The organism is Natroniella acetigena, from assembly GCF_023227745.1.
Taxonomy (GTDB): Bacteria; Bacillota; Halanaerobiia; order Halobacteroidales; family Halobacteroidaceae; genus Natroniella; species Natroniella acetigena.
The window spans coordinates 1-13,141 of the sequence record NZ_JALKBX010000065.1; the positions used below are offsets into that span (position 1 = coordinate 1).

Genomic DNA, 13,141 nt, shown 5'->3' on the forward strand with positions numbered 1-13,141 from the left:
GCTCTTATTTATTCGCAGACGAATCTTAGAAGCTCAGAAAAAATCTTTCAGAACGAGAAATCTCCCTCATGGTTCTAGGCAAAAGTTACACATAATTGTAATTAATCATATTGACTCAATAACTCCGACACTTGCTCGGACTTGACCCTCCCATGAACATCATCACCAATAATCACAACTGGAGCCATCCCACAAGCTCCAACACAACGTGTATCTTGTAATGTAAACCTATCATCTTCACTTGTTTGACCAGGTTCAATACCCAACTCATCATTTATCTGATCTAATATATCCTGACTGCCCTTAACATAACAAGCAGTACCTGTACAAACTTCGATTGTATATTTACCTCTTTTAGTTGTCGAAAATAATGAATAAAAACTGACGACACTATAGACTTTGCTAAAGGGAATCTCCATTTTTTCAGCCACCCTTACCTGAACTCTGCGTGGTAAATAACCAAATATATTTTGAGCTTGGTGTAATATATCTATTAGATTTGAATCACCTTGTTGAGCAGTTGCTAATAAATCTTCTAACTCTCTATATTGCTTCTCTTCTCCTCTAGTAATAAATATCTTTGCAATTGTTTCAGTTTGCTGCTGATTCATAATAGCTCCTCCTGATTATTATTTGTTCTAAATTTTATTTTTATACTCTACTCTAGTGATCTTCTTGAAGTTAATTTTAAGATCAATTATAATATAATTACATCTTGGTTTAATCTTTGATTAATAGTATTGACAGAACTAGTAAATAAAATTAAATAAAAAATTTTCCTAGGAGGGGCTTAAGGCAATAAAAATGATCAAAAACTATAACCTTAATACTTTAAAAGATGACTTATCGGCCGGTTTATCTGTTGCAAGTGTTGCTCTACCACAAAGTATGGCCTATGCTCTAATTGCTGGTGTCAACCCAATTTATGGTCTTTACACTTCAATAGTAGCTATGATTACTGCTACTTTTGTAGGAGTTTCTAATTATATGATCGCCGGGCCAACCAATATGATGGCACTTGCCATTGCCAGTAATCTAACTTCATTAGAAGAGATTAGCTACCTAGAAGGCGTATTATTACTAACTTTTATGGTAGGAATTATTCAAGTCTTATTAGGTTTACTTAAATTAGGCGATTTGGTTACTTATGTATCTCACCCTGTAATTACCGGATTAACCTTTGGAGTAGCTCTAATTATCGGCATCGGTCAATTAGATAACTTATTGGGCTTAAAAGTTGAAAATGGAGTCAATATCTTTTCAAAACTCTATAATATAATAATTAACCTTAAAGCAACCAACCCCTATTCTCTCTTGATAGGGCTTTTAACTATAATCATAATCATCGTTATCAAAAAGAGTAGTTTAAATCTTCCTTCATACTTGACAGGGGTTATAATCTCTATCTGTTTAGTTTATATCTTTAACCTGAGAGAATCAGTAGCTGTAGTTGACAATTTTACTACTTCCTTGCCTAAATTCAGACCCATTAAGCTCAATTTTAATCTAATGCAAGAGTTGTTCAGTTCAGCATTATCAATAGCACTTTTAGGATTCATTCAAGTTATCTCTATAGCTAAGTCATTTGAAAAAAAGACTGAACAAAAAGCTAAATTAAATCAAGAGTTTATAGGGCAAGGATTAATAAATATCTGTTGCTCTTTATTTAGTGGATTTGCCATTGCTGGCTCTTTCACAAAATCATTTATTAATTATACTGCTGGGGCCAAAACAAGAATTTCACAATTAATTACTGCTATTTCCTTTATTCTTGTAATCTTATTATTCAATCCAGTAGTAAGATATATTCCTATTTCTGGCTTAGCTGCCTTAGTAATTGTAGTGGCCTGTTCAATGATTGAAAGCAAAGAAATACTACAAAGCTTTAAGACTACTAATGCTGATGCTGTCATGTTTTCTGTAACATTCATCACTACAATTTTAGCTCCTCGATTGGATTATGCAGTTTATGTAGGAGTTATAGTATCTATCATTATAGTTTTGAAGAATACAAGTGATGTTCATTATTCCCATCTGAGTTACGAACAACAAGGGGAAAACGATTTCTCAGATCAAGAACCGCTTGCTAATATCAAAGAAGATGACTATATTTTGATCAATTTAGCCGGGAATTTACAATTTAATTCAGCAGAAAATTTAAAAGATAAATTAAATCAAAGTTTCACCGAAAATAAAGCTTTTGTAATTAGGACTAGATATCTTGATCATATTGATATTACTTCAATTCAAGAATTAGAAAAATTCATTGACAAGGTCTATAAACATGGAGGCAAAGTATTATTCTGTGGAGTTGATGAGGAACTATTAAAAGCACTGCAACAGGCAGGAACCCTTGACAAAGTCAACAAAGAAAATATCTTTTTAGCCAATCAACAGATCTTCTCTTCTACTAAGCAAGCAATCCAAAAAGTAGCAAATAATGAATAATCGCTAATTTAAATCAGAGAACATCTTCAAGTCAGTTTCAACACTCAACTGTGGAGAAAGGAGGAATATTATTGATAAAAAATTCACAAAGAAAGTTGCTTTATCTAACTATTTTATTAATACTATCCACTTTAATCCTTAGTTCAACTATACAACAAGCTAATGCATCTACAATTAATAGTAGCCAATTAGAAGAATCTACATTGCAAACAGCTTCCTCTACAACTAAAGAAATAACTAGCAATATGATCATTGTTAGTAGTTTAGTCATCTTAGCCGTCTTTTTATTTTTATGGGAGCCAATTAGAGTAGATATCATTGCCCTTACAATCCCAATAATTTTAGTCTTATTGGAACCTTGGACCCACATCTCGGTCGAGCAAGCATTATTAGGTTTTGCTAATCCAGCTACAATTACTGTACTGACCATGTTTATTTTAAGTGAAGGAATCCAACGCAGCGGTTTGGTACAAATCCTTGGTGATAAAATAGTTCAACTGACATCTGAAGATGAATCGCGCCAATTAGGGATCATTGTGGGGTTAGCAGGACCAATTGCTGGTATTATCAATAATACACCAGTAGTCGCAATCTTTATTCCAATGATTACAAACTTGGCCCGTAAGACTAAGATATCACCTTCTAAATTATTGATCCCCCTCTCTTATGCTTCAATGATGGGTGGAATGTTAACTTTAATTGGAACTTCAACCAACTTATTGGCGAGTGATATCTCTGCTCGCTTGATTGGACATTCTTTTTCAATGTTTGAATTTACTCAATTAGGATTTATAATCCTATTAATCGGTTCAATTTATTTGCTTACAGTAGGTCGTTACTTAATCCCAGAAAGAATTGATCCTAATCAATATAATGATCTAATTGAAGAGTATGAAATGATAAATTATTTGACTGAAGTAGTAATTGAAGAAAACTCTCCTCTGAGCGGAAAGGTTGTGAGCCAAGCCATTGAGCAACTTGACTTTGATATGGATTTAGTTCAAATTATTCGCTCTGGAAAGCAATTTATGGAGCCATTAGATGCTAAGACTCTACAGCCAGCAGATCATCTAATAATTAGAACTAATCGTGAAACATTGCTGAAAATGATCGAGACGGAAGGATTGAAAATGATTCCAGAACAGGATAAGGTTACAGAAGAAAAATTAGAAAATCCAACAGAAGGTCAAAAGTTAATAGAAACGGTCGTAACTCATGGTTCTTTTCTAGAAGAACAGACATTATCTGAAATCAACTTTTTGGATCGTTATGATACAACTGTCTTAGCTGTCAGACGGGGTAGTAAGTTGGCCCATAATAGAATGAAAGATATCACCTTTAAGGCTGGGGATGTATTATTACTATTAGTCACCGAAAAGACCCTAGAAAGATTACGTCACAATCGCAACTTTATTATTGCTGATGAGATAAATCCTACTGATTATCGTCAATCCAAAATTCCAATCGCTTTAGGTATTATTAGTGCTGTAATTGCTCTAGCCGTCCTTGAAGTTATGCCAATCGTTATCTCGGCCCTTACTGGTGTAATCGCAATGGTGCTTACTGATTGTGTAAAACCAAATGAAATGTATGAAGCAGTTAATTGGGAAGTTATCTTCTTATTAGCCAGTCTAATTCCTTTAGGAGTTGCTTTAGAGAAAACTGGAACAGCCCGCTATATTGCTCAGCAATTATTAACTGTAATTGACTCTTTTTCACCCTTGATCGCTTTAGGTATCTTTTATATACTCACTGCTACCTTAACTAATATCATCAGTAATAATGCCAGTGTAATCTTAATGATTCCTATAGCAGTAGACGCAGCCCTACAATTAGGGGTCAACCCTTTTTCTTTTGTTCTAGTAGTAACCTTTGCTGCTAGTACAGCTTTTCTTACTCCAATAGGTTATCAAACCAATTTAATGGTCTATGGCCCTGGAGGTTACAAATTTAAAGACTTTATGATCATTGGAGCTCCCTTACAATTATTATTGGCCATTGCTACTCCTCTATTCATCTACTTATTCTGGGGAGTTTAAGAACAAAATGGGCTATCGCCCATTTCAGATTAAGTCTAAATAACAATAAAAAATGGTATAAGCTAGCTTCCCAATTAATTAGTAAGCTAACTTATACCATTTCTAATCAAGACTATTTACAGTCAGAGCAATACCCAAAAAACTCACTACGATGACTCTCAACTTCTCCCCCAATTTTTTCAGCAACCTGCTGATTCATTTCTGTCTTAACTTCCATCTCCACATCCATTACCTTTCCACATTCTAAACAACTAAAATGATAATGGTTTTCAGGATTACCATCAAAACGGCTATAACTACTGCCATAATTCAATTCCATAAGCTCATCCATTTCTCGTAACACATTTAAATTACGATAAATAGTACCCAGACTAACATTAGGAATATCTTTCTTCACTTGTTCATAGATCCAGTCTGCTGTTGGATGAGAAGTAGTACTTCTTAACACTTCTAAAATTTTCTTCCTTTGCTTGGTCATTCTTCTCTTTTTAGCCATCTTTTACTCATCTTTTATAGTAATAATAATTCTTAATTAAAGTATAGCAATAATTTCGACAACTGTCAATCTGTATTAATATACAGTGTCAGTAATCTGTGTCTGTGTCTGTGAAGTTCAAACCCGATAACCCCTTTAAATCATAAAGATTTTGAACTTGATTTTTACTGACACGGATTACAGACACTGACACTTTTTATAATTATCCTTAATTTAAATTAGTAAGATTAAATTAATTGTTAATACTAACAATTAGGAGGGATAATTATGAGTCCACAACAAAATAATGACCCAAATAAAATTGCAATTATTGGTGCTGGTGGAGTTGGAGCTACTACAGCTTATGCCCTAATGATTAAAGGTATTGGTTCCGAAATAGTCTTAGTCGATATCAATAAACAGAAAGCTGAAGGCGAAGCAATGGATTTAAACCATGGTTCTTCTTTTGTAAATCCTGTTAAAGTTTATGCAGGAGATTACTCAGATTGTAAAGATGCCGAAATCATTATTATTACAGCAGGGGCCAAGCAGAAGCCTGATGAAACCAGACTGGATTTGGTCGATAAGAATGTTGCAATCTTCAAAGAGATGATCCCACAGATTACTGAATATAATGATAATTGTATCTTATTAATCATCAGCAATCCAGTCGATATTTTAACATATGTCACCCTAAAATTATCAGGCTTTCCTAAAGAAAGAGTCTTCGGCTCTGGTACAGTCTTAGATAGTTCTCGCTTTAGAACACTACTCAGCGAGAGTTGTAATATAGCTACCAATAATGTGCATGGCTATATTATCGGTGAGCATGGAGATAGCAAAGTTGCTGCTTGGAGTCTAACCAATATAGCAGGAACCAACTTAGATGATTATTGCCCTGTCTGTGAAGAAACCTGTACAAGAGATAATCAAGAGCAGATAGCCACTCAAGTTAAAAATGCTGCCTATAAAATCATTGAAAAGAAAGGCTCTACTTTCTATGCAATAGCTTTAGCAATTTCTAAAATAGTTCGTAGCATATTACGAGATGAAAATTCAGTCTTAACTGTTTCAACTTTACTTCATGGAGAATATGGAGTGGAAGATATCTGCTTAAGCCTACCTACTGTTATTAATTCTTCAGGTATTGATCGGGTCCTCAATTTAGATTTACAACCCCAAGAAAGAGAAACTTTCGTTAAATCAGCAAAAACCTTACAAGAAATTACTAAAAATTTAAATCTATAAAGGAATCTTAAATCCAATCTAGAAATAATAATTGTATAGAATACTCTCAGCTAGAAGAAAATATTGATGGGTTTGGTGTTTAAAATGTATGATTTTAACTGTCAATTGCACCTTGTAAATTGTACACTAAGACGGGGGTACAGAAAAATATAGTTATCTGCGAAGCACTGTAGTAACAGGTTTTAATTTAGCTGAGAAGACTAGTGTGGTTAAAAGGAGGTGACAGTTAATGAAGGAAAAAATCGAAGAAGTTCTAGATAAAGTTAGACCATCTCTCCAAGCAGACGGTGGTGATGTTGCTTTAATAGATATTACTGATGAAGGAATCGTTAAAGTTGAATTACAAGGCGCTTGTGCTGGATGTCCAATGTCTCAGATGACTCTTAAAATGGGAATCGAAAAGAGACTTAAAAAAGAAATTCCAGAAGTTAAAGAGGTACAAGCTGTTTAAAAGATAAAGTTTTTATGGGTGGGAACTATCTCATCCATAAAAATTTTAATTTTTAATTGACAAACTAGATAAAGAATGATATATTACTAATTGTCGCATCAATTGAGGGAGAAAAAATTTTTTTGTTTTTTTCTTGACATCTCTCACTAAGTTAGTTATAATATCAATTGTCGAATAAATAACTTGCATACGTCGGAGCATGGCGCAGTTTGGTAGCGCACCTGGTTTGGGACCAGGGGGTCGCAGGTTCAAATCCTGCTGCTCCGACCATTTTATGCGCCTGTAGCTCAACTGGATAGAGTGACAGACTTCGAATCTGGAGGTTGGGGGTTCGATTCCTCCCGGGCGCGCCATTAAAAGCATTGAATAGTGAATAATTAATATTTAATAATTAAATTCAAGTTTTTAAAACTATTCAATATTAGATATTAAATATTAATTGAACTTGAGGGCCATTAGCTCAGCTGGTAGAGCACCTGACTTTTAATCAGGGTGTCGGAGGTTCGACTCCTCCATGGCTCACCAAAAAGCATTTAATATTGAATAATGAATATTTAATAATTAAAATTCAGAAGCATAAAAGAATTTGAATTTAAGTTTTTAAACTATTCAGTATTAGATATTAAATATTAAATAGTTAGGCCCCCATCGTCTAGTGGCCTAGGATACCAGGTTTTCATCCTGGCGACAGGGGTTCGAATCCCCTTGGGGGTACCAATGCAACTAAATCTTATTGCTAAATTGATATTAAGCAATAAGATTTAATAATAGAGATGAATTTTCTCTATCCATGGAGAGTCTTGTTCTTTAAGACTCGAAAGGGTACCAATCTTTAACGTTATTAATCAATCTTAATTTAGAGATAGTACCTTTACGTTTTAACTTTATCTATCGACCACGGAGAGTTTTTGCTCTTGAAAACTCGAAGAGATAGTAACAAGAACAATTGATAGTTTAGAAATAAAATAATTAAGATTTTGAAATTTGTTTTTAACTATTCAATGTTAAATCTTAAATATTAATTAAATATTTGGAGGGGTTCCCGAGTGGCCAAAGGGAGCAGACTGTAAATCTGCCGGCGACGCCTTCGAAGGTTCGAATCCTTCCCCCTCCACCATTTTTATTACAAACTGGTTATTAAACCAGTCTTTTTTTATTGCTACATAAAAAATGACCTTCGGCCCATAGTCTAAAGCCAAGCCTAAGGTTAAGCAAATCTTTAAAAACATAATTTCCCTAATAATAAAAAAAGCTAGAGCCTAAAGCTCTAGCTAATATGATTAAACTAAATTAGCAAATCCAGTCTGTCGTAAAGCCTCATATAAGACGATCGCTACAGAGTTAGCTAAATTAAGGGATCTAATCCCCTCCTTCATTGGGATCCTAATACAATTTTCAGCATGCTCTTCTAGAATACCTTCAGGAAAACCAGCAGTCTCTTTTCCAAAAACCAAAAAATCATCAGCCCTATACTCTACATCTGTATAATGTTTTTCAGTAAAATTAGTAGCAAAATAGAAATTATGTTCAAAATATTTAGTAAATAGCTCTTCTAAGTTATCATAATAATAAATATTCAGTTTATCCCAGTAGTCTAACCCTGCTCGTCGTACAGCCTTCTCATCTGTAGAAAATCCTAAGGGTCTAATCAAATGTAAATCAACTTCTGTACAAGCACAAGTCCGTGCAATATTACCTGTGTTAGGTGGTATCTCTGGTTGAAATAAAACTACATTCATAACTTTTCTCCCTCCATCTTCTCAACTATTAAATTATAGTTTTGAGCTGATTAATATCTTCTTCACTATAGACTTTAATTCCTGTTTCTTCTAGAATTGCTGTCGTAACTCCCACTCCTTGTTGCTTAGTCCCACTAAAGGTTCCATCATAAATTGATTTAGTTCCACAAGAAGGGCTACGTTCCTTTAAAATTGCCAACTGACACCCTTTTTGATTAACAATAGTAAGTACTCTGTTAGCTCCAATAATAAAATTAGAAGTAACATCCTCCCCTTCTTGATTAATCACCTTAGCTTGCCTATTTAAGACATCTGTTCCATCTCCACCAACAATTTCTGCTGGAATACGAGGGGTTAGTAAATCACCAAGCTCTTCTGGACAGACAGCAACTACCTCTTCTTCTTGTAATAAATCAAATATCTCTTGATGATAATTATTCCCGCCATTATATTTACAATTATCTCCCAATAAACAAGCACTTACTAAAATCATTTATTTTGCTCCTTATTTCAGCCATTTTTTTGCTTCCTCTAAATTATCAAACTGCTCTAATTGGACATAATCTCGATATCTTCTACTCCATAATTTAAACTTAAATTTAGTGATTAATTTGTCTAAGACTAAAGCAATCTTCTCCACCTCAATTTCAGTTAAATATTGAATAAAAACATCAAATTGGCTTTCTTCCAAGTCCACCTTCCTAAGATCTAATAATAACCTTTGTTTATTCTCCCTTCTCTGTAATAATTCTTCAACCTTGTTACATATATCCTTTGCTTCACCTCCGTTTATAATTTCACCCCCTTTAATAACTATCAAATTATTTTCAGAGTGTAAATTATGCATTTCTACTCCTCTCCTTTATCTTCCTCCTTTTATATCTATTCCTAGCTTATTAACTTCGTGCTATCTAATCTACAATAAAAAAGTTGCCTCCGGCAACTCAGTTTAAATCTAACATTCAGTTTAAGTAAAACCAACAAATACAAACTAGTAAAAGTTGTCCACAACCTATAAAAAGCATAATTTCCTAAATAAGAAGAAAGTGACCTTTGATCATAGCTAAATTTAAATTGAAGAATAAGTAAAACAATCATCAATGACAAAAAAGAGCAGCTATTAACTGCCCTTGGCCCTCAAATGAAGAGGTAGTAATTTATCTTTATCCAGTACAATTTCATGTCCATAGGCTGCCTGACTGAACTTTTTCTCAGCTTGATTTAAAGGTAATCCCTTTAGCTCCATCTGCTGAAGATCTCCCTCGCCTACTTCTCCTCTAATTAGGTTATGTAAATAATGTACTGCTTGCTGTCTAAAACCTAACAACCTTGCTCCTACTACATCAGTGGCTACTGGATCTGTTCCCGCTACAACCAGATCAGCATTGACCGGTTTTCCTTTAGACGGGCCAGTCCCTACCATTCCTTGATCTCCACTTAAAATTGTCAGATCAATTGGAATTAATTTACCCATTGCAGTAATGAACTGATGTAGATCTTCATGGATTCCTTGTCCAGCCTTAGGAAAACCATGCAGCTCAGCAGGGGGCCAAGCTAATGCTACATTCTTAATTCCTAATGAAACCGTAGCTTCTTCATGATGTTTGATCTGAGTATAGGAGATCAAAAAATCTGTTTCAACTAATAATTTATTCAACTTGATAGTTTCAATTCGATCATGTTCAAGCTCAAACTCCAAATAAGGGCCATAATTGAGATCAATAAATTCTACCCCTTCCTGCTCAATAACATCCTGATACCCAGTCTGTTTTAATACATCAGTCGTCTCTGCTCCCCCTGAACCAGCTGCTACTACAATTCGAGCTGATGCTTGCTCTTTGACATATTGAATCAACTTCTGTAAAGAAGCAGGGCCAACAACAGTTCCCGTCTCTGGAGCATTGGTATTAACCCAATTGGGTACTATCGTCACCGTCTCCTGTTGCTTAAGTTGGCCCAGTTGCTGATTTATCTCTAATAAATCGAGTAAATTATAAATTACATCCCCTTCTAGACCCTCACCTAAAGCAACCTGTGGTTGATTAATTTTTCTATCCCTTAACAATTTAACCCCTCCATGAAAGCATTTAATATCTAATATTTAACATTTAATAATTGAAATTCAAAACCATTTAATTCCCTATCAATGTTCATTATTTACTATTTAATATTAAATATTCACTTTTCATTATTCATTGCTCTTTAACTATTCATTATTAAATATTCAATATTAAATGTATTTTATCACTCCGCAAGCAAGCCTTGGCCCTGCTGCTCCAGCTGGTTGAGTACGAAAATCATTAGGATGCTGATGAATAATAACTGCCCTATCTACTACTTCATCAACTATAAAACGATTAGTAAAGACTGTCATCTTAGCATAGCCATTATTCGAAAAGAGATTAGGTAGATCTCCTGCATGATTACCATGAGGTTGATCATCTGGATCATAATGCCCCCCTGCATCTTGAAAGGGATCTTCAGGATCACCAACTGTACAGTCACCAAACTCATGAACATGAAAGCCATGCGGGCCAATCGGAGGTCTGTCATTTGTTGCTGGTTGATAAGGAGGTAATCCTCTAACCTCAACTGAGACCATAGTTCCTCCTACTACCGATCTAAAATAAGCAACCCCTCTAATCTGTGGCGCCAAAGGGCCGCCCCTAATGTTGGCCCGAACCACTCGTCTTGGTCTCAAAATTCCTCTCATTCTGCCCATTTTTGCTCCTCCTCCTCTCTACTAATATATATATTCTAGCTCAAATTAAAGAGTGTCAGAAGAACAACAAAAAAAACTTTGATTTTTTTGTTGACATTCTTAAGTATTTTAGTTATACTAATAAATGTCGTCAGAAATCAAAGTACAAATTAATGACGGATAGCTAGTAAAATTAATAATATATCGTGGACCCGTAGCTCAGTTGGTCAGAGCCACCGGCTCATAACCGGTTAGTCGGGGGTTCAAATCCCTCCGGGTCCACCATAAAAATCAAATCATAAATTTTAATTACCCACTATTAATTAGTGGTTTTTTTGATCTTACATAAAAAAATAGGCTATCGCCCATTTTAAGTTAAGTCTGAGTCTAAGTAACCCATTTAAAAACAGTAAAATTAAAAAGTTATCCTCAACCTTTAAAAAGCATAGTCTCCTAAACAATAAAAAACCCTACAGATAATTGTTATCTGTAGAGTGAATAGGTTTATTCTATATTTAATACCCGATTGCATTGGTCATTACAAATACTACAAGACCTTCTATTACCCTCTAACGCTGGTTCTCCTTTAAGCCCTTTAATCAAACTCATGGTTTTTGTTACCTGCTCTTCTTCACCTTCAATAACTAAAGTCACTGCCCCAGCTGAATCTCCGATTCCTCCTGCAGCAATCTGCTCTGCCTTAACTCCAGTCAAAATTTCTAATGATTCTAATTCAGTAATGATCTTACCATTACTGATTGGAATTAAACCAACCTTCCTTCCTAACGAATAATCAATCTGCTCAATCCCTACCATCTTACTGGCCCGTTGGACTGAATCTATCCTCTTCTCTAAACCAACTGGAATAATTAACTGAGCACCTCTAGCCACTAAAGTCCCTAATGAAAAACCAACTGTTCCTCCTTCAGGATGAGCTGCTAAGACCCCTGCTACTCCTTGAGCATCAAAAGCGTTGGCCCCCTTAATAAAGACATCTTCGCTCCCAAAAGAATCTAAAAAATCTAACCAATCTTGCTCCTGTTTTTGACCTGCTTTTAAAGTAAGAGGCTCAATTCTGTGCTCTGGATCAGTAACACAGGGAAGGCCTTGATTTATAGTCCCTGCTGTATAATACTCTCTTCTCAACCCTTCGCCTATTAACTCCTCAGCTACATACGCATTAGTTGTTCCTCCAGCTACAATAATTTTATGGTGCTGCAAAGCCTTCTTTACCTCTGGCAATTCCTTAACTGCCTTAGCAATCAATCGCTTTGATTCTGGCACTCTTAAGGTAAATGTTGCTAACATAACTTACCTCCCCCTATTTTAAAAATAATTATTACTAAAATACTAATACTTTTTATAACTTTTACTAAATGGAGTAAAAGCCAAAGAAGCAAGCTTTAAATGCTGTTTTGCAAAGGGTAACCCAATAATAGTAATCCCAAATATAACTGCTAATATCAAATGAGTTAAAGCTGTCCAAAGCCCTCCAAATAATAACCAAACCAGATTCATCAGTAATGGTAAAAACCCTGTAGTATGGCTAGTAGAAACGATTGTCTTTCCAAAGGGCCAAGCAGCTACTAATGATAGTTTAATGACTTGAATTCCAAATGGAATCCCTACTACCGTCAGACATAAAGCAATTCCTCCTAACAGATATTCTAATAAGATTGCCCAACCACCCAAGATAAACCAAAGTAAATTTCCTAAAAGTTTCATTTGTTTCTCCCTTCTCTACGATGATTAATTGCTAAATATTATAGTTTGTTTTTAATTTAAGCCCTTATTACTATTTTGACGCTCTGCGGAGCAAGCCCACGCAGATTCCTCATTTATAGAACCTAGCCTTTTTACAGTTAATCTCAAGGATTAAGTGTAAACTGGTCTTACAAGTTCTCCAAAGGCTTAAATTTCCGTACGCCCTACGGTATAGAAACTATCTACTAGCTAATTTTAATTGTAAACCTTGTTGCAAAATGTTCTTACTAGCATTTATATCTCTATCGTGAATTGAATGGCACTTCGGGCATTCCC

14 protein-coding genes and 6 tRNA genes are annotated in these 13,141 nt (G+C 34.9%); 10 read left to right on the forward strand and 10 right to left on the reverse strand.

From position 1 onward, the window contains the following. Positions 1-101: 101 nt before the first annotated feature. A complete protein-coding gene (locus tag MWH25_RS11340) occupies positions 102-611 on the reverse strand; it encodes an NADH-quinone oxidoreductase subunit NuoE family protein (protein WP_248627770.1) in 510 nt (169 codons plus the stop codon). Between the two features lie 193 nt (positions 612-804). Between MWH25_RS11340 and MWH25_RS11345 the strand changes: the two genes are divergently transcribed. Both MWH25_RS11345 and MWH25_RS11350 read left to right on the forward strand, forming a co-directional pair. Then, the gene (locus MWH25_RS11345; RefSeq protein ID WP_248627771.1) at positions 805-2,448 is read left to right on the forward strand and encodes a SulP family inorganic anion transporter; all 1,644 of its coding nucleotides are present in this window, start codon (positions 805-807) and stop codon (positions 2,446-2,448) included. Between the two features lie 71 nt (positions 2,449-2,519). After that, positions 2,520-4,487: an SLC13 family permease gene (locus tag MWH25_RS11350; RefSeq protein ID WP_248627772.1), complete on the forward strand. Its 1,968-nt coding sequence runs from the start codon at positions 2,520-2,522 to the stop codon at positions 4,485-4,487. Positions 4,488-4,599: 112 nt separating this feature from the next. Here MWH25_RS11350 and MWH25_RS11355 read toward each other — a convergent pair whose 3' ends face one another. After that, a complete protein-coding gene (locus tag MWH25_RS11355) occupies positions 4,600-4,983 on the reverse strand; it encodes a Fur family transcriptional regulator (RefSeq protein WP_248627773.1) in 384 nt (127 codons plus the stop codon). A 267-nt stretch (positions 4,984-5,250) separates the two neighbouring features. Between MWH25_RS11355 and MWH25_RS11360 the strand changes: the two genes are divergently transcribed. The 7 genes from MWH25_RS11360 to MWH25_RS11390 all read left to right on the forward strand — a co-directional run bounded on the left by MWH25_RS11360 (position 5,251) and on the right by MWH25_RS11390 (position 7,778). Then, positions 5,251-6,210: an L-lactate dehydrogenase gene (locus tag MWH25_RS11360; protein WP_248627774.1), complete on the forward strand. Its 960-nt coding sequence runs from the start codon at positions 5,251-5,253 to the stop codon at positions 6,208-6,210. Between the two features lie 229 nt (positions 6,211-6,439). After that, positions 6,440-6,661, forward strand: a complete 222-nt coding sequence (locus MWH25_RS11365; RefSeq protein ID WP_248627775.1) for a NifU family protein — start codon at positions 6,440-6,442, stop codon at positions 6,659-6,661. A gap of 193 nt (positions 6,662-6,854) precedes the next feature. Further along, positions 6,855-6,931 (forward strand) — tRNA-Pro (locus tag MWH25_RS11370). 6 nt (positions 6,932-6,937) lie between these two features. Further along, positions 6,938-7,014, forward strand: a tRNA-Arg gene (locus tag MWH25_RS11375). Positions 7,015-7,110: 96 nt separating this feature from the next. Beyond that, a tRNA-Lys gene (locus MWH25_RS11380) sits at positions 7,111-7,186 on the forward strand. Between the two features lie 116 nt (positions 7,187-7,302). Further along, positions 7,303-7,378, forward strand: a tRNA-Glu gene (locus MWH25_RS11385). Between the two features lie 315 nt (positions 7,379-7,693). After that, positions 7,694-7,778 (forward strand) — tRNA-Tyr (locus MWH25_RS11390). 163 nt (positions 7,779-7,941) lie between these two features. Here the strand turns inward: MWH25_RS11390 and trmL are convergent. From trmL to MWH25_RS11415, 5 genes are all read right to left on the reverse strand, one after another. Continuing rightward, positions 7,942-8,400: a tRNA (uridine(34)/cytosine(34)/5-carboxymethylaminomethyluridine(34)-2'-O)-methyltransferase TrmL gene (trmL, locus tag MWH25_RS11395; protein WP_248627776.1), complete on the reverse strand. Its 459-nt coding sequence runs from the start codon at positions 8,398-8,400 to the stop codon at positions 7,942-7,944. Between the two features lie 28 nt (positions 8,401-8,428). Beyond that, positions 8,429-8,893, reverse strand: coding sequence for a 2-thiouracil desulfurase family protein (locus MWH25_RS11400; protein ID WP_248627777.1), 465 nt, complete (start codon positions 8,891-8,893; stop codon positions 8,429-8,431). 12 nt (positions 8,894-8,905) lie between these two features. Then, positions 8,906-9,247 carry an STAS/SEC14 domain-containing protein gene (locus MWH25_RS11405; protein WP_248627778.1) on the reverse strand — a complete coding sequence of 114 codons (342 nt, stop codon included), beginning with the start codon at positions 9,245-9,247 and terminating at the stop codon, positions 8,906-8,908. Positions 9,248-9,520: 273 nt separating this feature from the next. Further along, positions 9,521-10,465 (reverse strand): DUF362 domain-containing protein, encoded by a 945-nt coding sequence (locus MWH25_RS11410; RefSeq protein ID WP_248627779.1) that lies wholly within the window; start codon positions 10,463-10,465, stop codon positions 9,521-9,523. A gap of 165 nt (positions 10,466-10,630) precedes the next feature. After that, positions 10,631-11,122 (reverse strand): superoxide dismutase family protein, encoded by a 492-nt coding sequence (locus tag MWH25_RS11415; RefSeq protein ID WP_248627780.1) that lies wholly within the window; start codon positions 11,120-11,122, stop codon positions 10,631-10,633. A 187-nt stretch (positions 11,123-11,309) separates the two neighbouring features. On the opposite strand from MWH25_RS11415, the gene MWH25_RS11420 reads away from it, so the two are divergent. Continuing rightward, a tRNA-Ile gene (locus tag MWH25_RS11420) sits at positions 11,310-11,386 on the forward strand. A 219-nt stretch (positions 11,387-11,605) separates the two neighbouring features. Here the strand turns inward: MWH25_RS11420 and MWH25_RS11425 are convergent. From MWH25_RS11425 to MWH25_RS13225, 3 genes are all read right to left on the reverse strand, one after another. Beyond that, a complete protein-coding gene (locus tag MWH25_RS11425; protein WP_248627781.1) occupies positions 11,606-12,409 on the reverse strand; it encodes a hypothetical protein in 804 nt (267 codons plus the stop codon). A gap of 42 nt (positions 12,410-12,451) precedes the next feature. Continuing rightward, entirely contained in the window at positions 12,452-12,826 is a 375-nt protein-coding gene (locus tag MWH25_RS11430) for a YccF domain-containing protein (protein WP_248627782.1), read from the reverse strand. A gap of 217 nt (positions 12,827-13,043) precedes the next feature. Continuing rightward, positions 13,044-13,141: zinc ribbon domain-containing protein (locus MWH25_RS13225; RefSeq protein ID WP_428832827.1), on the reverse strand; the 98-nt coding region annotated here is incomplete at its 5' end.